At 39.5% G+C, this 22,569-nt stretch carries 16 protein-coding genes and 2 pseudogenes; 6 read left to right on the top strand and 12 right to left on the bottom strand.

Annotated elements, in window-relative coordinates:
* The first annotated feature begins 29 nt into the window (after positions 1-29).
* Both AAEY94_RS15075 and AAEY94_RS15070 read left to right on the top strand, forming a co-directional pair.
* Positions 30-983: a D-2-hydroxyacid dehydrogenase gene (locus tag AAEY94_RS15075; RefSeq protein ID WP_182744173.1), complete on the top strand. Its 954-nt coding sequence runs from the start codon at positions 30-32 to the stop codon at positions 981-983.
* Positions 984-1,180: 197 nt separating this feature from the next.
* A complete protein-coding gene (locus tag AAEY94_RS15070; protein ID WP_350979169.1) occupies positions 1,181-1,639 on the top strand; it encodes a hypothetical protein in 459 nt (152 codons plus the stop codon).
* Positions 1,640-1,726: 87 nt separating this feature from the next.
* On the opposite strand, the gene purT is transcribed toward AAEY94_RS15070, so the two are convergent.
* From purT to AAEY94_RS15040, 6 genes are all read right to left on the bottom strand, one after another.
* Positions 1,727-2,917 (bottom strand): formate-dependent phosphoribosylglycinamide formyltransferase, encoded by a 1,191-nt coding sequence (gene purT / locus AAEY94_RS15065; RefSeq protein WP_350979168.1) that lies wholly within the window; start codon positions 2,915-2,917, stop codon positions 1,727-1,729.
* 325 nt (positions 2,918-3,242) lie between these two features.
* Positions 3,243-3,878: a peroxiredoxin-like family protein gene (locus tag AAEY94_RS15060; RefSeq protein ID WP_350979167.1), complete on the bottom strand. Its 636-nt coding sequence runs from the start codon at positions 3,876-3,878 to the stop codon at positions 3,243-3,245.
* 125 nt (positions 3,879-4,003) lie between these two features.
* Entirely contained in the window at positions 4,004-5,305 is a 1,302-nt protein-coding gene (locus tag AAEY94_RS15055; protein WP_059744719.1) for a DEAD/DEAH box helicase, read from the bottom strand.
* 228 nt (positions 5,306-5,533) lie between these two features.
* A complete protein-coding gene (locus AAEY94_RS15050; RefSeq protein WP_350979166.1) occupies positions 5,534-6,190 on the bottom strand; it encodes a hypothetical protein in 657 nt (218 codons plus the stop codon).
* 520 nt (positions 6,191-6,710) lie between these two features.
* Complete coding sequence (locus AAEY94_RS15045; RefSeq protein WP_350979165.1) at positions 6,711-7,073, bottom strand: T6SS amidase immunity protein Tai4 family protein; 363 nt, start codon at positions 7,071-7,073, stop codon at positions 6,711-6,713.
* Positions 7,066-7,542 carry a type VI secretion system amidase effector protein Tae4 gene (locus tag AAEY94_RS15040; protein ID WP_350979164.1) on the bottom strand — a complete coding sequence of 159 codons (477 nt, stop codon included), beginning with the start codon at positions 7,540-7,542 and terminating at the stop codon, positions 7,066-7,068. The genes AAEY94_RS15045 and AAEY94_RS15040 overlap by 8 nt, the downstream gene beginning before the upstream one ends.
* 483 nt (positions 7,543-8,025) lie before the next feature.
* Between AAEY94_RS15040 and AAEY94_RS15035 the strand changes: the two are divergent.
* A pseudogene (locus AAEY94_RS15035) lies at positions 8,026-8,169 on the top strand (transposase family protein); the annotation flags it as partial.
* Positions 8,170-8,237: 68 nt separating this feature from the next.
* On the opposite strand, the gene AAEY94_RS15030 reads toward AAEY94_RS15035, so the two are convergent.
* Positions 8,238-9,596, bottom strand: a complete 1,359-nt coding sequence (locus AAEY94_RS15030) for an NCS2 family permease (RefSeq protein WP_350979163.1) — start codon at positions 9,594-9,596, stop codon at positions 8,238-8,240.
* Positions 9,597-10,156: 560 nt separating this feature from the next.
* The gene (locus AAEY94_RS15025; protein WP_101088773.1) at positions 10,157-11,944 is read right to left on the bottom strand and encodes an aminopeptidase P family protein; all 1,788 of its coding nucleotides are present in this window, start codon (positions 11,942-11,944) and stop codon (positions 10,157-10,159) included.
* 271 nt (positions 11,945-12,215) lie between these two features.
* Between AAEY94_RS15025 and AAEY94_RS15020 the strand changes: the two genes are divergently transcribed.
* The gene (locus AAEY94_RS15020) at positions 12,216-13,430 is read left to right on the top strand and encodes a M24 family metallopeptidase (protein ID WP_350979162.1); all 1,215 of its coding nucleotides are present in this window, start codon (positions 12,216-12,218) and stop codon (positions 13,428-13,430) included.
* Positions 13,431-13,551: 121 nt separating this feature from the next.
* Here the strand turns inward: AAEY94_RS15020 and bamJ are convergent, their stop codons facing one another.
* From bamJ to AAEY94_RS15000, 4 genes and pseudogenes are all read right to left on the bottom strand, one after another.
* Complete coding sequence (bamJ, locus tag AAEY94_RS15015) at positions 13,552-14,022, bottom strand: BamJ family beta-barrel-assembly machinery protein (RefSeq protein ID WP_350979161.1); 471 nt, start codon at positions 14,020-14,022, stop codon at positions 13,552-13,554.
* Between the two features lie 102 nt (positions 14,023-14,124).
* Entirely contained in the window at positions 14,125-14,475 is a 351-nt protein-coding gene (locus tag AAEY94_RS15010; protein ID WP_101088777.1) for a DUF1294 domain-containing protein, read from the bottom strand.
* Between the two features lie 119 nt (positions 14,476-14,594).
* Positions 14,595-15,743 carry a DUF418 domain-containing protein gene (locus tag AAEY94_RS15005; protein WP_101088778.1) on the bottom strand — a complete coding sequence of 383 codons (1,149 nt, stop codon included), beginning with the start codon at positions 15,741-15,743 and terminating at the stop codon, positions 14,595-14,597.
* Positions 15,744-15,949: 206 nt separating this feature from the next.
* Positions 15,950-16,393: pseudogene (locus tag AAEY94_RS15000) on the bottom strand (SPFH domain-containing protein); the annotation flags it as partial.
* A 132-nt stretch (positions 16,394-16,525) separates the two neighbouring features.
* Here AAEY94_RS15000 and gmtY point away from each other — a divergent pair.
* Positions 16,526-17,947 (top strand): gamma-mobile-trio recombinase GmtY, encoded by a 1,422-nt coding sequence (gmtY, locus tag AAEY94_RS14995; RefSeq protein ID WP_350979160.1) that lies wholly within the window; start codon positions 16,526-16,528, stop codon positions 17,945-17,947.
* Between the two features lie 38 nt (positions 17,948-17,985).
* Complete coding sequence (locus AAEY94_RS14990; RefSeq protein WP_350979159.1) at positions 17,986-22,569, top strand: VPA1269 family protein; 4,584 nt, start codon at positions 17,986-17,988, stop codon at positions 22,567-22,569.

Genomic DNA, 22,569 nt, shown 5'->3' with positions numbered 1-22,569 from the left:
TTTTTGTAAACAATGGAATGGGGCAATAAATGAAAATAGTGGTATTAGATGGTTATACACTTAATCCGGGTGATTTGAGTTGGCAAGCGCTTGAGGCTTTAGGCGAATGTGATATTTACGACCATACCACACTCGAACAAATCGTCAGTCGCTGCCAAGGTGCACACATCGTGCTGACCAATAAAACGCTATTGAGTGCCGCGACCTTAAAGCAACTGCCCGCATTAAGCTATATTGGTGTTCTTGCCACAGGAACCAATGTGGTCGATGTTGATGCAGCAACAGCGCAGGGTATTGTTGTCACTAATATTCCTGCTTATGGTCCTGATGCCGTAGCACAAATGGTGTTTGCCCATATTTTACATCATAAGCAACAAGTTGCCTTACATGACCAAGCCGTAAAACAAGGACAATGGGTAACGCAACGAGATTTTTGTTTTACCTTATCACCCTTAACCTCATTAAAAGGCCTCACGCTGGGTGTGGTAGGTTATGGTGATATTGGCCAACAGGTTGCCAATTTAGGTGTCGCGTTTGGCATGAAAGTGTTGATTACCAGTGCTAAACCTAAAACCAATTTACCTGATGCTATTCAATGGTGTGAACGCGACATCCTGCTTCAACAAGCCGATATTATTTCGCTGCATTGTCCGCTGAGTACAGCAACCAAATACATGATCAATAGCGACAGTTTACGCTTACTTAAACCGGGTTGTTTATTAGTGAATACCGCCCGTGGCGATTTGATTAATGAAAATGATCTCGCTCAATGGCTTAACAATGGTAACGGCTTTGCGGCAGTTGACGTGTTATCCACTGAGCCGCCAAGTAGCAATAATCCGTTACTTAGTGCAGCCAACATTACTATCACGCCGCATATTGCATGGGCGACATTACAAGCTAGGCAAAATCTACTTAATATTGCGCTTGAAAATGTTCTCTATTTTCAACAAGGTAAAATGTTGAATAGAATTAACGGCTAAAGCTATCACTAAACCAACCACTTTTAACCTGTTTAGTCTCGAGTTTAAAGCTTAGATTAAAATTTAAAATTTAGAGTTTAGAGTTTAGAGTTTAGAGTTTAGAGTTTAGAGCTTATAACTTAGATATAGTGCTGGGTGTTTAGATCTGTCATTTATAGCGTTCGATTAACACTCACAACTAGAGCGGATAACGACACATGTCACTATGGAAAGTCCTGTTTGATTTTGTTGATAAAGAACGTAGCAGATTTGATAATGTGCGCCACGATACCCATGCGCTGCAATTTGAAATTGAATCAAATATTCATTTTATTGTGGATGGTTTGGCGCAACAACTCAGTGCAACCGACATTATCAAGGGGCTAGAAACCCAAGCGTTCGATAAAGCGATACTGTCGGGATTACATATTAGTCAGGCTAAGTTAGTACCGCGAACTATTGAGGGTTATAAAGAGTTCGATAAATACCTAGGTGAGCCAAGCGGCGTGTTGATTAAAAAACTGTACATAAAAATAACGGTACTGAAAAAACTGATTCACGCGGGTAAGCTTGATCAAGATCTTAAACTTAAAGCGCTGTTTCGTTTGCTAATGTTAGTCCACTTTCACTTAGCAGATAAACCACTGCCTAAACCAATGCCAACAGTAAAAAACTAAGCCGCAGATACTCCACGGCTTAGTTCATCGATATTCAGCTTGGTGACAGAACAATATCCTGTGACGTTAAAATAATATCCTGTGACGTTAAAACAGTACCTTGATATGGCTGGCAACAGTTTTTGCTTTTTCGACCGCTTGTTCTACCGAGTTATCGCGGGCTAACGCCACACCTAAGCGGCGGCGGCCATCAATGTCTGGCTTACCAAACAAGCGTAATTGAGTATCGGCTGGCGCTAAGGCGGCAGCCATACCCTGGTAACGGATATTGGTGGATGTGCCTTCAGCAAGAATAACCGCAGAAGCACTAGGACCATGCTGCACAATATTGCTTATTGGTAATCCTAAGATCGCACGTACATGCAAGGCAAACTCAGATAAATCCTGGCTGATTAAGGTTACTAAACCTGTATCATGTGGCCTTGGCGACACTTCAGAAAAATACACTTCATCACCACGAATAAATAGCTCAACACCAAAGAGTCCATATCCGCCTAATGCCTCAACAACTCGTTTACTCATGGCTTGTGCCTTGTGTAATACCCCAGCCGACATCGCCTGCGGTTGCCACGATTCACGATAATCGCCATCTTCTTGTCTATGGCCAATAGGGTCGCAAAAATGGATGCCATTTACGGCGCTAATCGTCAGTAAGGTAATTTCGTAATCAAACGGAATAAAGGCTTCAACAATTACTCGTCCTTTACCTGCTCGTCCACCTTCTTGGGCGTAAGACCATGCTTGCTGGATGGTTTGTGCTGACTTAATCACACTCTGGCCTTTACCTGACGAACTCATTACTGGCTTAACCACGCATGGAACACCAATGTCGGTAACGGCCTGTTCAAATTCAGCTAGGGTGTCACAGAAAAAGTACTTTGATGTTGGTATCGCTAAGGTTTCTGCCGCAAGTCGGCGTATGCCCTCACGGTCCATAGTGAGTTTGGCTGCGTTAGCGGTTGGCACCACATGTAAACCTTGCTGTTCTAGTTCCACTAACGTTTGGGTGGCAATAGCTTCAATCTCAGGGATCACTAAATCCGGCTGTTCAAGCTCGATAACTGCTTTTAATGCTTTTGCATCCAGCATGTTAATCACATGAAAACGATGGGCAATTTGCATTGCTGGGGCATTGGGGTAGCGATCAACTCCGATAACTTCAATTCCGTAACGTTGTAGCTCAATGGCAACTTCTTTGCCGAGTTCACCGCAACCTAATAGCATCGCCTTAATCGTGCCAGAAGTATTTGCTGTGCCAAATGTAGTAGCAATAGACATGGTAATTTACAGCCTCTGTGTAGGGATATTCTTATATGCCGAACAGTGTAACGAGATGAGGTATTAAAAATCCAATATAAAATGCACTAATTGGCTAAAAACGCCTGTATTTCGAGGTTTTTTGTGATGAAAGATTGTATTTAATTACGATAAGTCTAGATGTATCGGTGTGTAGAAGTGTCGTTGTTGAAAGCACCAAGTGTGAGTGGGTAAGTGTCATAACACTATAGTGTTGTATTAGAGGGTGCTGACTCAAAAGAGTAAGTTAAAAAAGCCAACATTATTGGATTAATGTTGGCTAGATTCTATTTGAATTTGGCGTTAACTAAGGTTTAACGAGTAACTCAGCAGCGGTTAAAATTAGCTCTGGCGCAGGGCGAACCTTGTAGTTTGGATTCACATATTGAAAATGAATTAAACCACTTTTATCTGCCAAATAGACAGCTGGCACGGGTAACACTAAGCGTTTTTCACCTGCAGGGGTAGTAAACAGTTCATTGGTTACCGCTAAACTGGCAGTATATTTTTTAGTGATATCTGCACTGGTGTAATAGGCTAAACCAAATGCTTGCGATGCCGCCATTGAGGTGTCAGACAGCAATAAATAATCGAGTTCTTGTTTATTCATCGACGCGCGCATCTTTTCTGGCGTGTCTGGTGAAATTCCCACTAATTGAAAACCCATCTCAATCAGTTTTGGTTCAATGGCTTTTAACTGACCCATTTGCGAATTACAAAATGGACACCAACCGCCACGGTAAAAGAAAAATATAGTCGGCTTTTGCGCCACAAGTTTACTGAGTTCAACCGCTTTACCATCAACATCTTGCAGGGTTATTGCTGGTATCTGGTGGCCATTGAGCAGTGGCATGACATTGTTCTCGTCACTGGCAATAGGCTTAGCCACACTGGCTAAACTGGTTAACGTAAGTGCGGTGGCAATAAGCAGAGTTTTTAACATGATAAGTCCTTATAGAGTAATGTCCCGACTAAAGTAGACCTCATAATCACACAATTCATTTCATTCAAACACAAAAAAAGCGCCTAAGCGCTTTTTTCTATTACCATTAACTCTTTCGAGTTGAGTTATTTAATCTTTTTGTATTTAACCGTGCTGCTGACTTTACCCACTTTAACACGACGTCCGTCCATGTTTTTCTCAGCAATCATCTGGGCGCCAGCGTTATCACCACGTTGTTGTTTTTTAGCAAAACTACGGCGCTTTTCAATCTGCTTAAGCAGTACTTCACGGCTACCCACTTCATAACCCGGTACTGTGACTCGACGAATTGGCTGACCGATTAGCTTTTCAATATCAGCTAGGGTGCGTTCTTCTTCGCGGCTCACAAACGAAATTGCCACACCGGTTTTACCTGCACGACCTGTACGGCCAATACGGTGGACGTAATCTTCGGCTAAAAACGGTAAATCGTAGTTAACAACGTATTCAAGATTTTTAATATCAAGACCACGGGCAGCGACTTCAGTGGCCACCAATACGCGAATTTTACCTTCAACAAATTCACGTAACGCACGACGACGGCTGCCTTGTGCTTTCTCGCCATGAACCACACCCGATGGAATACCATCTAAGTTAAGCTCTTTGACCAATTTGTCTGCTGCGTCACGAGTCGCGGTAAACACCAACACCTGTTGCCAGTTTTTGGTACCGATTAACTCAGATATTAATTCACGCTTACGGCGCTGCTCTACTGGATATACCACCTGGCTAACGGTGTCGGCAGTAGTATTTTGTTTATCAACAGTAATCACTTTAGGCTTTTCAAGCATGTCATTCGCTAGCTTTTTAACCTCAGAAGAGAAGGTCGCAGAGAACAACATGTTTTGACGTTTTTTGTTTACTGCTTGGAGAATCTTTTTAATGTCAGCACTAAAGCCCATATCAAGCATACGGTCGGCTTCATCGAGTACTAAAAACTCAACATTCGACAAACTTAAGTTACACGCCACAATGTGTTCAAGTAAACGACCTGGTGTAGCAACAATAACGTCGGCACCGCGTTTAAGTTTTTGTGATTGGGTCTCTATTTTAACGCCGCCATAAATGGTTAATACCGTTAAATTAAGATGTTTACTGTAAGCGCTAATGTTGTCTGCAACCTGTGCGGCAAGCTCACGAGTTGGAGTCAGAATTAAAGTACGAGTGTTAGACGGCATCGTCTCTTTTGGGTTATCACACATTCTTTGTAATATAGGCAGCGCAAATGCTGCTGTTTTACCCGTGCCTGTTTGAGCGCTTGCTAGGACATCTTCACCACGACGGATTGCCGGTATCGCTTGTTGTTGAATTGGCGTCATAGATTGATAACCGCACTCAGCGATCGCGCGTAATATTTCTGGGGCGAAGCTAAAAGATTCGAATTTCATGGTGCGGTTCCTGTATGTACATCAAAACAAAGCGATTTAGTTGCAACAAGCTAAGTTAGCTGCACAAGGTCAATCTAGAGTATTTGGGCCTATAGCCATTGTTAATGGCAGATATCATGCTTAACTGGGTTGATTAACGTCTTAGGATAGTTGAAAAACGTTAAGCTTGAATGATACACCCCATTGAGTGCCATCGATAAGCGGCCGCGGAGTATAACAAACTTTTGTTTAAATCCTGAACTTTATCTGTGTCAAAAGGGAAGATTTTTTAGAACAGAATAGTTTAGATGATATGGATTGATAGTCATGGCAATTACAGCATCTTAAGTGCGGGGCTGCTAACTCGTTTTTGGACAAAAACGTTTTAGCGCTTAACCATAGATAGTTTATTGTATTTTTTTTGATTAAACAAAGAGGGATATAGTTAGGCTGCTTTTGGTCGGCTTTTAACAAATTTATATAGCCATTATTATCGTCAATGAGTGAAGCATACGACTCATGAATTAATATATGATTATGCTTGGTTGGATGGACCTTTATTGACATTGAGACCGACTTAAAGGGGCTTGGATTTGTAGGTGCTCCCCTTACTCTCGGTCCACGTTTAGAAAAGTTAAAATTTAATATATCATCTTCAGATGGCGATGCCGTCCCATCACTTGTAGATCCCAGCCCCAAATTTAACACCCTTGGTGCGATAGCAGTATAACCTTCACTCTGAAGACTAATTTCAAGAAAAACATCGTTATTATTTATATTAGAATTTAGGGTACAGTCAACTCCTTCTGTCGCTAAATACTCCCCTTCATAATTATGATTACACCCCAATAATGACAAACCTAAGACTGACAAACCTAAGACTGTAACTGAGATTACCTTTTTCATTGAAAACACCTCAACCTGAAAATCGTATAGCATTTGTACAGTGCGCATGCGCACTTATTGGGATTAACACGCATGTGAATTTGCCACGTAAAAGAAGACTAAATACGAATTATTATTCAATATACTTACAATAACTTACTTCAAATACCCCAAATATACCAGCCGACTACATGTGCATGGGAATTCTGCTTGAAAGCTTAAACATCATTGGCTTTATTTTTGGGTACTATTACTCAATATTTGATTTTGCATAATTAGGAGGGAAACAAACTTTGGGGAAATGAGTCACCACCCTAAACCGTTTATGGACACAAACGTGATAGAGCTGAGAGTCTAAAGGTGCTTCTCTGGATTAGGAAATCTATGGTAATCAAATAAATTTTACTCTGCCCCACATACCTAAAAGCATCGCAGGGAGAGCTGTAGTGGTACAGAAAACGTTATAGCCTGAAATATCTAGTGAATTTAAACCACGATGTCACTCAGATTAAGAGTGTCATCGCAGGTGTTGATTTTAGCACTATAATTTTCTTATACCATTAAGCTTACTTAGGAATTGTTGATCTTTTTTAAGGATAAAACACTTCAAAAGCTCAATATCTGTATTTTCTTTACTTGATACGTCAGGGGCGTATTCTTTGACTAATATTGCTGTTTGTTCGAATTTTTCAGCCGAATAATGACTTAACTCTACAATGCCAGAAGTTATTTTTTTGATGTCAGATAAATCATAGTCTTTTGATTTAAAATACCAAAAAATACAATTAGACTCAGCGAAATCGAGTAAGTCATCAGAATGAAATTTATTTTTTTTTACTTCAGAACACCCAAACAAAATTAATGCACTACAAATAAAGAGTGATGCTAATTTATATTTAATCATTAGATGCTTCCCAAAAATGAATTTTGTGTGATACATCGCCATAGCCTTGGTAAACGCAGTTTGATCCATCCCAAAGATCTGCATGTCCGGTCGCATCAGACCATCCATTTACTTCATAAGTAATTATACCCTTGCGGTTTTTAATATTATTTTCATATTCCTCTGGTGTGAAGGATTCTGGTGCACCATAGTTTTCAGTTAAATATTTTTTTAATATTTTTACTCTAAAAATGTACCAGTCTTTGTTTCTGCCAGAGGACACTTGTCCCTCAAGTTTTCCGTTGGGACCAACGGCTTTGTAAAAAGGGATTTTATGTAAGCCTCCTGAACCGTTAAGAGCTTTAGATACTCTCGTTGCACATGCATTTCCAAACACACCAATATCAAAATTCAGTTCAACTTTACCTCCAATCTGCTTAAAAACAGCATGGGCTGGAAATGCTGGGTAGTTTTTTTCAAGATATCCCAATTGGGCATTTTTTTCATAAACATTCCTTTAACAATGAGTCGTCTAAAAATAAGTATTTATTCTGGAGTGAAATTATTTAGCATATAGCAAAATTTTTAATATATTATTTTTATTATATAATTCCAGCAGAATATCAGATGAATATATTTAAATAAATTATCCATTAGGGTGTATTTAGAGGGGGATGAACTACAATTCATTATATTCAGGACTAGTGAATACTTAAGCTCTAAATTTACCATTTAATATCATTTTTTCTGCTTACTCAATTTGGGAATATGTTGTTCTAATAGGTTCAATGTCATACGCTTGAGTAACACCATTATTTTCTAATATTCTCTGTCTCAAATACGGGAATGTATGCTGAAATTCAACTATGAAGAAACCAGGGCGAGATCGTGAATGTTTTTCAATCAATTTAATGGACGATCTGACGTTAACATTTAGCTATGATCTTATACTCCCTTTTTCCGGGAGCTCACCATGCATATTGACCACTTCAAAGAGACTTTTCAAACCATAACTGACTAACGCCAACGGGCTAAAGTGACCTATTGCCTTTTTGAGGTTTTGTTTGGTTCTATATATGCCGTTATTGCAGGAGCTAAAGGCTGGTTTGATATTCGATAATATTTCCGTCAATAACAAAAAAGGCCAGCCTCGATGGCTGGCCTTAATATTCGCTCAATAATGGGTTAAATCGCCCAGCCACCCATGTAAAAGGCGACTAAACCAAGGGTGATTAAGATAACCCCAAGTCGCAGTTTACGCCATTCGCCGCTGCATATGCGGCCAATAACCAAGGTAACAAACCCAAGCATAATCCCAGTAACGATATTACAGCTTAAAATAATAAATACCGCGCAGGTTAGGCCTGCCATTGCGTCCACTTTATCGTCAAAATTAAGCTTGGTGACGTTACTCAGCATCAGTAATCCAACATACATTAGCGCTGGAGCTGTCGCATAAGCAGGTACTAAAAAGCTTAACGGCGCTAAGAACATCATTATCAAAAATAGTAAGCCGACGATGGTCGCGGTCAGGCCGGTTTTGCCACCTGCTGCAGTTCCCGCTGCGGATTCAATATAAACAGCGGCTGGAGCGCCGCCGACTACGCCAGCAAAAATACTGCTGACTGAGTCTGATGTCAGTGCCTTACCGCCACCAACAATATTGTCTTTATCATCGAGAAGTTCCGCTTGCCCTGCAACCGCTCTAATTGTGCCTGTTGCATCAAAAATAGCGGTCATCACTAATGCCAACACAATGGGCAGGACCACTGGATTCAATGCGCCCATAATATCGAGCTGGCCAATTAGCGATGTTTCAGACATCAAGTCAGGTAAAGCAAATAGGCCTTGATAAGTCACGCTAGGATCAAATATTAACCCAAAGATCGATAGCCCGACGATTACCAACAATATGCCACCCGGTGTGCCTCGGCGCTCAAGCCCTATCGTCATTGCAAGACCAATAATTGTAGCGATAACCGGTAAGCTATTAATATCACCAAGCTTTACGGGTAAACCGGCATCGTTTGATACAATCAATTTCACGCTATTGGTGGCAATAAGGAGTAAAAACAAACCAATACCAATACCCGTACCGTGAGCAATACCGGTTGGCAGGTTAGTGAGTACCCATTGACGAATGCCAGTGACACTCACCAGTGTAAACACGATACCCATTAGGAAAATAGCGCCAAGGGTGACAGGAATCGATATTCCCTGGCCTAGCACCATGCTAAATGCAGTAAATGCAGTGAGTGAAATTGCACAACCAATGGCCATTGGCAAATTAGCCCATAGCCCCATGAGCAACGAACCAAATGCGGCAATTAAGCAGGTAGCGATAAATACCGCCGCAGGATCAAACCCCGCAGTGCCCAACATGTTTGGCACCACAATCACCGAATAAACCATAGCCAAAAACGTCGTTAAGCCAGCAATGACTTCACGTTTTAAGGTACTTCCACGGGCAGAAATATTGAAATAGCGATCCAAAAACGAATCAGAAACAGCAGCAGAATTAGAGATAGTCTGTTCAGACTTCATAGTGATTATACCTTTTGATCTCTTAAATTATCAGTTAACCAATGGTTATTCATTGGCGACACGGCTATGGCAGGTAGAGCCCCAAACGAGAACGACTTAGGTGAGAGATCCACTTGGCGCATATAGCGTTAGTGACCTGCGAGTATTGTGGTAAACAAATTTGTTATACACATGTCTGGTAAAATTTACTCTTACCAACACAGCCTTTGTTGGCGCGGAGTTTACAACAATCGACAATGGGGAAATAGGAAGCGGCTAACATTTTTTTGCTATGTGGGTAAAAAACGCACCACAAAAACAGATTGCTCGTATATCTCACCATAAAAGTCACTCGTTGTGGTAATGACAGCCTTTGAGCATTTATCACTAATAACTGATTACCGTCTTGGCATGGCAATTTAATACCATTTTTTAGGAATTATAATGTTTGCTGTGAGTAGGTAGATTCACTGGCGTTTTAGTTTGCACTTGATGGTGCTTTAATTAAAAGGGCTTTGGACATGTTATTGCTCCAAAGCCCTATATTCAGTGCTTACGCGTTATGTTGAACTGGATGGCACTTAAATCGCGATAGTCACTTTATTGAGCCATGCTAACTCGTCACCTTGCATTAATGGCGCTAAGGTTTGACGTACTTTTTGTTGATATTGATTAAACCAATTCACTTCAAAGTCGGTTAGCAATGATTTGTCGATTAAGCGTGCATCCATTGGAATATGGGTTAATACATCAAACTCATACATTTCACGCTCTGCACCTGCCAACGCTTGGCAATGTTGCACTGTGACGAGGTTTTCGATGCGAATACCAAAACCATCGGCGCGGTAATAACCAGGCTCATTCGACAATACCATGCCTGGCAGTAATGCCACGCCATTGACGTTTTTACCAATGCGCTGCGGGCCTTCGTGAACACTTAAAAAGTGACCGACTCCATGGCCAGTACCGTGGTCATAATCAAAACCATGTTGCCATAAATATTGGCGAGCAAACGCATCGAGTTGCACACCAGAGGTGCCTTTAGGGAAGCGGGCTGTATCAAGGGCTATGTGGCCTTTTAATACCAGCGTGACCATTTTTCTCTGCTCGTCTGTCACCTTGCCAATGGCGATGGTGCGGGTGACGTCGGTGGTGCCGTCTATGTACTGAGCGCCAGAATCGACCAAGTAAATACTGTTCATGGTCATGGTGCTTGGGGTGCCATTATTATGGTTGTAATGGCACATAGCGGCATTGGCACCAGTGGCAGAAATAGTGTCAAAGCTTGGCTCGCGGTACAGCGAGTCTTGTAATCTAAAGCTTTCTAATTTGTCAGCCAGTTGTGCTTCATCGTGCATAATGTTCTGTTCAACTTGGCTGTCTAACCAGGCTAAAAAGCGGCTGACGGCAACACCATCACGAATATGACACGCTCGTATACCAGCTAATTCGGCGTTATTTTTTTGTGCTTTAGGTAATGCAACCGGGTCGGTACCCACAATCAGTTTAGCACCGCCTTTTTGTGCCAGTAATTGCGAATAGGCGTTGGCAGAATGAGGGTCGGCCAATAGCTTAACCCCATTCATTTGCGCTAATACGGTTGCCAGTTCTGCTTCATCTTTAAAGCTCACCCCAGCACCTACGTGTTGTTCAATATTTTGCGGCACTTTAGCTAAATCGGTAAAAAAGGTCATATCGCCATTACTAGATAATAATCCGCAGCCAAGTATGACGGGGAAGCGTGGAACATCGTTTCCACGGATATTTAGTAACCAACAACATGAATCTAATGCGGCAATAAGGGCTACATCGGCGCCTTGCTTGTTAACCAGCTGACCAATTTGTTGACGTTTGTCGACGCTATTACGTCCTGCACCTTGGTGGCTAAATAAAGTCATGGTGGATGCTGACGGTGCAGGGCGGTCTAACCAACTCACATCAATCGGGTTGTTATCTACTTCAACTAAATTGATTTGGGCTTTATCAAATTGCGCTTTGGTTTGTTGATACCAAGCAAGGGTATGTAGGCGACTGTCGATGCCGACGTTAGCGCCTGCAGCTAATGTATCAATTAACCAGTCAATTTGCGGGTCGTCATACAGGCTTAAATATTCAAATAAGTTACCGTCTACTTGTTGGCGTACTTGCACTGTGTAACGGCCGTCGGTAAATATTGCTGCGCGGTCTTTTAACACGATTGCCATGCCAGCAGAACCCGTAAAGCCAGTGGCCCAATGTAAACGCTCGTTACGAGCAGGGACATACTCACCTAAATATTCGTCAGCGCGAGGAATGATGAATGCATCTATTTGGTTTACTTCAAGCTGTTGGCGAATGGCGTTAAGACGCGTAGCAATAATATTGGACATGGTTTCTCCGTTGGAGGCGACTGATGAACTCAGCTCTGTAGAATGAACTGCGATTATCGCAAGCGTGACGGCAAACTGGCAAGTGAAGTCGCTGACATAATGTGGAACAGACTGATTAAAATTGTAAACTTATATTGTATACAATGGTAACAAAGCGATACAGACGGTATCCTTGTTGATATTGATTATCTTGTATATTTGAACAAGGTAAGACGATTTGATTTCCACAGACTCTAGATAAATAACAATAAAAATAACCAAAGGAAAACCTATGACAATCGGTGTCGGCGGCGTTAGCCCGCAACAAGCATTAGCCACACTCACGAATATGACTCACGGTGTAGCAGCGATAAGTGATGATGAATTTAATCAACGAATTCAACATGCACAACGATTGATGGCGCAACATGGTTTAGAAGCAATCTATGTGAATGCTGGTACTAATTTGTACTATTTTACGGGTACTCGTTGGTTTTCTAGCGAACGTATGGTGGGTGCTATTATCCCCGCTGTGGGTGAGGTTCAGTATATTGCACCTGCATTTGAACTCGACACGTTACAGGGTTATATGACCATAAAAGGTCAAGTAAATACGTGGCATGAAGATGAAAGCCCATATCAGTTATTTGCCGATGTGCTGGATAACATCGGCTTGAGCCAAGCAAAAATCGGTATTGATGAGTCAACCGCCTTTTTTATTAGCGATGGCATTGCCCAAGCAGCTCCTCAGCATCGATTTGTAAGTGCGACAACAGTAACGGCAGGATGTCGGATGATTAAGTCGGTTGCCGAAATTGCCTTAATGCAACGCGCTAAAGACATGACCCTTGAAGTGCATAAAGCCACTGCCAGTATTTTACGTGAGGGCATCACCACTGCAGAAGTGGAAGACTTTATTAACCAAGCTCACTATGCCGTGGGCGCAGCCAAAGGTTCGTATTTTTGCATCGTGCTATTTGGTGAAGATACAGCGTATCCGCATGGGGTTAAATCACCTAAAGCGCTTGAGAAAAATGACACGGTATTGATTGATACCGGTTGCCAATTACAAGGCTATAACTCTGATATTACTCGTACTTACGTATTTGGTGAGCCTAATGATCGTCAGCGTCAATTATGGCAACTTGAACAGGATGCACAAATTGCTGCGTTTGATGCTGCTACCTTAGGAACCTTGTGTAGTGAAGTGGATGCAGCTGCTCGTGTCGTGTTAGAAGCCGCAGGCTTTGGTCCAGATTACAACGTGCCAGGTTTACCTCATCGTACTGGTCATGGTATCGGTTTAGATATTCATGAATGGCCGTATTTGGTGCGTAATGATGTTACACCACTGGCGGTTGGTATGTGTTTTAGCAACGAGCCAATGTTATGTGTACCTGGGGAGTTTGGGATCCGTCATGAAGACCATTTTTACATGACAGCGCAAGGGCCTAAATGGTTTACAGCGCCAGCGAAGTCGATTGATGATCCGTTTTATTTAGCATGATAATCAAATATTTATGGAGTAAAGGCTCAATTTAAATAACCAAGAGCCGATAATCAATAGCAAAAAGCCTCCGACATGGAGGCTTTATTCATTTTCTGCTTAAACTGATCTTCATTGCTGATTAGTTGATTTCAAATAACTCAACATCAAAAATCAGTACTGAGCCGCCGGCGATTTTACCGGTTGAGCGATTGCCATAAGCCAATTGGCTTGGAATATAAAAACGGAATTTATCGCCAATATTCATGAGTTGTACACCCTCGGTCCAACCGGCTATCACTTGATTTAAACCAAAGCTGATTGTTTCGCCGCGATCAACAGAGCTGTCGAATATGCTACCGTCAATGAGTGTGCCGTGGTAATGCACGGTAACCTTGCTTTTTGCGCTAGGGTGTTCAGTATTATCGCTTTTAACGAGCACTTCATATTGTAAGCCAGATAAGGTTTGGATTACGCCTTCGCGTTTGGCATTATCAGCTAAAAAAATCTTACCTTTCTCAATATTTTCTTTGGCGGCTTTAGAATTGTTAGATTGAGTGAAAAAATAAAAAATAACGCCCGCAATGACCAGCACGGCCAAAATCATACGCATAATTGATCTCGAATTGTTGGGTAGATAGTGTGGCTAGTTTAGCGTAAAAATTGCTGAGCTAATACTCATCAACACGATTGAAGCGACAATTGAACCAACAGCTTAACGGTATGCGTCTAATAACGGATGCCACAGCTGATAACACAATAAGCTGACTCCAACTGAGTTGAGTATGATGCAACACCACAATATCCGTTTAAAAGACGATTTTTGGGTTTTATGACGTAAGTGATACTGGCCGAGTAGCGCTGCTGGCCAGCCGCCAATTAAAGAAAAAAACTGTAAGGTGCTTTCTTTTATGCGCCATTGCCCCTGTTTAGCCGCCGATTTATCACGATAATACAAACTATAAGTGACCACATTAATTAGGCCATATACCCCAGCTAACCAGGGCTGAATAGTGGCAAAAATAGCGCCAATGAGCAGCAACATCAACCAAGCAAACTTATTCATTTTAGTGCCTGCTCTGTGAGATTAATTTTATCATATTGATTTCGTCATACTGATGAGGTCAATCAGCATTGCACACAATGGTAGTTGCATAGATTCTTCTTTTAAGTGTATATGTTTCATTAGCTTGTGCGGGAGACTAACACACGCCAAAGCTTTTCTAATGGGCCTTGATTGAATTTGCGTAAATAGACATCCGCTAACAACAGTTGAAATACACTGTAGATAATCGCAATTGAGACGTAACCTATTCGGTCTAGTGAGTACAGCCAGTCTGGTGCGATATAACGTAACAGTAAAATACCGACTATTGACTGGAGAATGTACAAACTAAACGCCATCCGCCCGACGTTTTGCAGTAGTTTCAGTCTATGTGGCGTATTTTGGCAGAATTTAACAATAATGTGGATATAAATCAAAGCTGTCGCAATAGCGCTGAACCACAATAAAAGATCAGACATCGACTCCAACATCTGATTGCCACTTAGACTTAATATCGAGTCTAATGATGCTAATGTGATGGCCCAAAATACACATTGCCACAGGGTTTTATTATCCAATCCATCAACAAAGATATTGCGTTTATATAACGCCATCCCTAAAAGCATTAAGCCGGTGATATACCACATTAACGTTAATGGAATAACCGCCAGCATGTACGCAAACATGGTTAGGTGCAGGGTCAGTTGTTGTTGGTAGCTACCGGTCCAAGCAGCAAGTTGCTCGATGAAGAAAGCTGAATCTCGTGAATAAACTTGATCGTCTGGCATGAGCGAAATAAGTGCGATGGGTATAAATGATAAAAAGATAAACCATTTAGCTTTACGGATTAGTTCATCGGCACTGAGGCTAATGTAGCGAAAAGCTAATAATCCACTGACACCATAAGACAATAATATATCGCCAGGAAAGATGAAAATAGCGTGTATTACGCCAAAGGCAATTAACCAATACAGACGGCTTTTTATGCGTTTATTCTGCTGAGTAGTGGTGGCTGTCTCCATTCTCATTTGCTGGCGTTGGTATTGGATTAGCATTCCCACCCCAAAAATCATCGCAAATAGGCTAAAGAAACGACCTTCTAAAAAGAAATTGCTAAAAATGAGTAGGATAATGTCGCTGGTGGGTTGAACCTCATGAGGAGCGTAACCGAAAAAACTATTGCCCATAAAATAGATATTAAGGAAGAAAATACCTAATACGCCAAGCCCTCTGATAGCGTCAAGATTAGCCAAACGAGCTTGTTGGACCGGAGCGCTATGCTCATCCATGTAGGTTGCAGTGTTAATCGCTTAATTCCTTTTATTTTTAGCTGTTTATAAACCCTCTTTATTCATTAAAGAGGCGCTGTTAGAGATTACCAGCCAAAAGCGGTAATGCAACTAGATAATACGTTTAGGTGAGGCAAGATGATGATAAAAAAACAAGCGTTCAGTATTAATACCGAACGCTTGTTTTGTGAAGTATGCAGTTTGGTTTATTTGGTTGTTTGCACTTCAAGGAACGGGATAGTACCAGTAGGTAACATGGTTGTTGGTAAGCGCCCATCCCAACGTTCCGCTTTAGTCAATTCAACTAAATTTTGATTTTGCGCTAGCGCTTCAGCACGAATTTTAATGGCTGATGCTTCTGCGTTACCTTTAATACGGATACTTTCTGCTTCGGCAATTGCGCGGGCCAATTGTGAATCTGCTTCCGCTTGTGCTTGAGTGACGGCAATTTGGGCACTAACACGCTCTTTTTCAAGATTCTGTAATTGGGTTTGTACTTCTACTTCTGCACGCATTCTGTCTTCTACTGATTTCTCGTATGCGTTGCTAAAGTCGATATTTTCAATCTGTACCGAATTAATGGTCACCGGGCCTTTAATTGATTTAGTAATGGCGTCAGTGACATCAATACCAAACTTGATACGTTCTTGAAATCCCCCCCTTAAAAGTATACCGATATAGTGTGGGTTTACTAGTTTTATAATAGAAATTACAACTTGACACAAATCAAATCCCCCCTGATAGTATACTCATATACCGAAGGTAGATAAGTGAGAGTTTAGTTGAGTGAAGTTCATTATATTTATAGCATATCTAAAAAGGTTCTGATTAACGTAGATCGTTCATCGCCCATAGAGGTGAATGCTATCTTTCATAATGGATGTATTTTATTTTCGGCAGCTAAATATGTGGCACTTAAAGTTCTAAATACCGGTAAGTCAGGAAGTTGGGAAAGAAAATTCACACAATCAATTCGTCTTTTGATTGATTATTCCCTTGCAAATGATGGAGTATTTTCAAATCCAAACGAAATGTTTTCAGCTTTTTCACATCGGCTACATCAAGGAACAATTAACACAGATGGTACTGACTTGTCAGGATTACGATGGAAACCAAAACATCCTTTAACTGCAAACGTACTTATTGGCCATATAACAAAGTTTTCTGATTGGCTTTATGACATAACTGATGGTAATTCTCAGGTATTAAATCCACTGAGGAAGGCAAATGCAGGTGAAAAAATCTTAAACCTAGCAGCTTTGAATCACAGAAATAATAATGCTTTTTTAAAACATGCGATCACTCACCAGCAAAAATCAAAAAATATAAATTTCGTAAGAGATATAAAATTAAGTGCAATTGCATCTGATGACGAAAATTTAATGAAATCGTTTGATGAAAGTAAATTTACACCATTATTGTTTGAAGGTTTTAGAATTAAAGGAGTTGGTCATGATAAGAAGTTTTATCAAAAATTCCGTATTGATTATATATTGATTACCATGTTAATGCATCTTGGAGGATTACGAATTTCTGAGGTTTTTCATATTTATGTTGAAGATGTCATTCCTAATGAAGGATTAAGGCATGTTCGTGTGTATCACCCTCAAAATGGGCTAGCTCCAAGTCATTATAGAAAATTGAAAAACAAACCTAATATGAAAAGAAAGGAATACTTACAAGAGCGATATGGTCTTCTAGATAGGCGTAGTTCAAAAAACAAGAAGTATCATGCGGGTTGGAAAAACAATGCAGTTAAAAAGGTTGGTGGTTATTTTGATGTATTCATGTTTGGTTATCCAGATTTAATCGACTTTTTTTATTCATTATTCTTTATTTACCTAAGTATTAGAGAGAAGTCTATGCATAGTTATGATCATCCTTTTTTATTTGTTGGGACTGATGGAGAGCCATTATCGATGGCTTCATATGAAAAAGCTCATAACCGAGCAGTCTCTAAAATTGGCATAAATCCAAGGCTTGATTATGGCGGGGCTCCTCATTGTCATAGACATTCATACGGTCAACGCTTAACTGATGCTGGTTTATCTCCGTTTGCGATAAAGGTTGCTATGCACCACACCAATATTAATAGTCAGAAACCTTACACCGAGCCGGAACACAAGAAAGTCAAAAATATAATGGATTTGAAAATGCTCGAATTGGACCGGCCGAGTGATTTATCTCTACCAAATATTGATTAATCTTTTTAATCCATTAATGAGAAGTGACACGAACATATATGATAAAGAATTATGAACATTACAACGAAGCGAAAGCTGCGATTTCAAAATTAAGACCTGTTCCTGTAACCGTGGTTCAATACTCTAAAGTTTATAAACAAAACTCACTTCTCCCATCTCGTCCTGACGTAAAATACAAAAATAATGGCTGGATTTCGTTTGATGTTTTCCTTGGTATTGAAAAATATAGTATTTATGATGATGCTAAGGATGCAGTTCAAAGATTGGTACCTGTTCCAACAAGTAAAATCCAGTACCTGTCATTATATAAGCAAAACTCTCAATTAGTTGCTACACCAGAGAAAAAATATAAGCTTTCAGGATGGAGCAATTGGTTTGAGTTTTTAGGCCTAGTAGCACCAACAGAAAAGTACAACACTTATGAAGAGGCTGTTGCTGCACTTCAATTATTAGACCCTGTTCCAAAAGGATGGGGTGAGTATTTAGCTACTTACAAACAAGATCCAAAATTAAGTAACTCACCATGGTCATTATACAGTAAATTTGGATGGACTAATTTTTATGATTTTTTTGGCAAGATCAGAAATTACGATGATTATGAAGATGTAAAAGCAGCTCTAAGAGCTTTAAATCCAGTTCCTAGCACACGTACCGAATATAAATTAACTTACAAGCAAGATCCAAAACTTCCTTTAAACCCAGATCGAAAGTTCAAGAATTCAGGCTGGACAAAATGGGCTGATTTCTTAGTCAAGCCTTCTAAAGTAGTACCTTATACCAGTTATAATGATGCGAGAAATGCTGTACAGCAATTGGTACCTATTCCAACATCAAGGGAAATGTACCTAGCAGCTTATACACAAGATCTAAAATTACCATTAAGCCCCTTTGGTAAATATAGAAACTCTGGATGGAAATGTTGGAATGAGTTTTTAAATTTATTAAGTGATGATAAAAAATATGCAAGTTATGAAGAAGCTAAAGCTGCAGTGCAGAAGCTTGATATAGTACCAACTACGAAAGAAATGTACCTCGCCTGCTATAAGCAAGATCCTATGCTACATTCAAGACCCGTCGAAAAATATAAAGATATTGGTTGGAAGTCTTGGCCTCAATTTCTAAATTTTGAACCCACTATAAAACACTATGCAACTTATGAAGAAGCAAAAGCTGCTGTTCAAAAATTATTGCCAATTCCAATATCAAAAAATGAGTACAAAGTAGTTTATAAAACAAATCCAAAGCTATTATCAATGCCGGACATTAAATATAAAAATATAGGATGGAACTCCTGGAAAAGTTTCTTGGGGCAAGATCCCGGCATTAATCTATACAAAACCTACGAAGAAGCTTGTCAGGCAGTACAAAGACTCAAACCCGTACCAATTAAAATGACCGAATATCGAGCTTCATATAAACAAGATCCCAGACTACCTTCTAACCCCCACGTTTTATATAAAAAAACTGGCTGGAAAAACTCATCACGATTTTTATCCCAACCTTACAAAGGTGATACTTATGAACATTACGAAGAAGCAAAATCAGCCCTTAAGAAATTAATCCCGCTACCACAAACAGCTTACGAATATAGAAGGGAACGTATACAAGATCCTTCACTACCTATCTCACCTCAGAAGAAATATGCTGATTCTGGATGGATAGGGTGGAGAAGCTTTATTGATAATGATTCTTATACATACAAAGAGTTAGTTAATGTGTTAAAAACGGTGGAAAACAAGCCAAAAAATCCACACGAATTCACAGCATTAAGAGTTAATCTTGATCCACGTATCCCTAGTCATGTTTTCGTTATAGATGGTTACTATGATTGGGCTAGTCTCGTTGGAAATGAATATGAGTGTCCTTTAGATGCTCTTAAGTTAATTAGAAATTTACATCCAAAAATCACAAATATTAAGGAATACAAGGTTCTTAGTGAAAGTTACTTGTCTTTGCCAGAAAACCCAATGGCTACATATGGTTTTAAAAGTTTTCAAGAGTTTCTTACCTTTGATGAGACTAAGTTCTTTTCACTCAAAGAGTTAATAAAATTTTTTCATAAACATAAAATAGTAAAACGTGAACAGTATCATTTAATTGCTCTTTCAGAACCTAAAGCCCCGATTAATTTAAAAAAAATCGACGGATTTACCAGATTTCAATATCTTAAATATAAAAAATCAGCTTTTGAAGTTTTCGACACAGTTGAATATCAGGTGTGGGTAGATTTGGCTGAAGAATATGTAAATATCGGTAAAGGAGTCGAAAATAAGAAATCTATCATTAAAAGCTTTTATTTGTACCACAAAAGAATTTTAAAACCAAATGTAGAGGAACAATGTTCAAATTATTCTAATTTAATTGATCCAACAGATTGGTTCAATAATCAGGTTGATTCAAAGCGTAATGAATCTACTTTGAATACGTTAAGAGGTTTTTTTGAGTATATTTTAGAGAAAAAATGTTCCCACATTTGTGAGGATACTGGGGAAGTAACTTATCTTGAGGGTTATCGCATTCCCTTAAAGTTAAAAAACTTGCCTGTAGAATACATTAGCAATCGACTTTTTGAGTCTAATAAACAAGCACTTCCTTACAAATACATCCAAAAAGCCCGTCAATTTATTACACCTATAGGTGTTGAAACAATCGGTGGTATCTTTAAAACAATTAAATCTAAGGCAGATTATTTTGATAATCATAATGATTGGTTCAATGTAGATGAGAATGTTATTGACAAAAATGATAATAATTGTATTTGGAGAGTAAATTACGATGGAGGATTTCAAATCTGGTCGCCTGTCAAAGTAATTGCTACGTTACTACAATTATATATGCCTTTTAGAGGTTCACAGATTGCTTGGCTTGACAGCGGTGAGGCTGATTCATATAAGCTAAAAGTTGTTGATAATAAGTTTGTATGGTCAAAAAATGAAATATTCGGTGAAGAATTTAGGGTGAAAACTAAGAATTGGCAGGGTTTTCTAAAACCGACTACTTTTGGCGATATTAATTCCACAATATGTGCACATGTTAATACTAATAAAACAGGCAGTAATTCATATGATGGATACAATATTCCTTGGATCGATGAAAGAGTCATACCATTTTTGATACAACTTCGAGATTGGCAAGAAAAATACAATCCTATCTTGAATCCTTCGAGATGGGATAACGTTGTTATTTCAAAAAAAGAAACAATATCAGAGCTTTCTAAATATGGGCATAATGGTTCCTCATGTTTTTTATTTAGAGACCCAACATTTGATGGAAAAAGTCCTATTCATCAAAGACAAATCGGAGCGACTTTAACTGGAATACTGCATTTAATCGAAGACCCTGAATTACTTTTAACATATCACAAAAAGAATACAGGCTTGAAAAAAGGGCAGGTTGCTACTTCACTTTCGGGGATTCGCTCTTATTTCACTTTACATTCAATGCGTGTATCTCTTATTACTGCTTTTATTCGAGATGCTAAAATTTCGCCAGAAATCATTCAAAAGCTTGTAGGTCACTCTTCACTTGTAATGACAATTTACTATACAAAAGTGGAAGCTGAAACCATTAGAGATGAATTGATGAATGCAGAAGAACGTATTGTCAAGAATCAAGCTAATCGAGTTGAACAAATGATTCGTCAACGTAAATTAGACGAAGTGAACTCAGAAATTTTTAATGCAATGGGTGATATAAATATAGGTAGTATTAATCCTATTTTATCAAGTAATTCTGTAATGGATTATGGTATTTGTCCAAATGGCAGAACACAATGTAGCACTGGTAATATTGATGTTAACTCAAATAATGGTCTGGGCACGCAGGTATCCAGTGGTTACCTGGGTTCTGAGAATTGTTTACAATGTAAATATTTTTTAACTGGACCATCTTTTCTTGGTGGTCTACAGATGTTGATCAATGAAACAAGCCTAGAGTGTAAAAGTGTTTCAATTCGAATGAGTGATTTACAAAGTGAAGTAAAAATTTTGGAAGATGAAGAATATAAAGCAAAAAAATCAGGGGGGGCATTCAATAAGGCATTTCAATTATTATCAAGTCTTAACCATTACCAGCAAGAACTTTCGCGTTTTGAAAGTTTCAGCCGCGACATGATCATGGCAGTAAGATATGCGATGAATTCAGTAACGCTCTTAAACAAAAATATATCTAAAAATGCTCCAAAAGGTTCATTTGATTTAATAACCGCTCAAGATGTTACTGGTGTAGAGCTTCAATTAAATGAGGTTAGTGAATACATGCATCTTGATATAGTTTGTCAATCAGCCTCTTACTACCAATCGTCTAACCCTGAAAAGGCTTCACTCAATCGAGCCCAATTAATCGATTTGTTCGCCAGAAAAAACGGTTTTGATGCTGGTATGTTTGCTCTCAATAAAAAACAACTTGTAGACGTTGGTAATCAAATTACTAATATGCTTACCGCGCGGTTTAGGAGTTTCAGTAAAGTTTCTGAGTTAATGGATAAAAACAGCCTTATAACACTCGCTGACTTGGGGGTGAATCAAACTGATGAGTTGAATGAAGACTTAAAGTTTCTGATAAGTGGTCATGATAATAGATTGGCTTTTAAAGATAAGTCGAACATTACATTGGAGTGTTAG

Origin of the sequence: Shewanella sp. AC34-MNA-CIBAN-0136, from assembly GCF_040309945.1 — a bacterium.
Classification (GTDB): Bacteria; Pseudomonadota; Gammaproteobacteria; order Enterobacterales; family Shewanellaceae; genus Shewanella.
The sequence above is the reverse complement of the archived record's forward strand: the minus strand, read 5'-3'. Positions and strand labels throughout refer to the sequence as shown.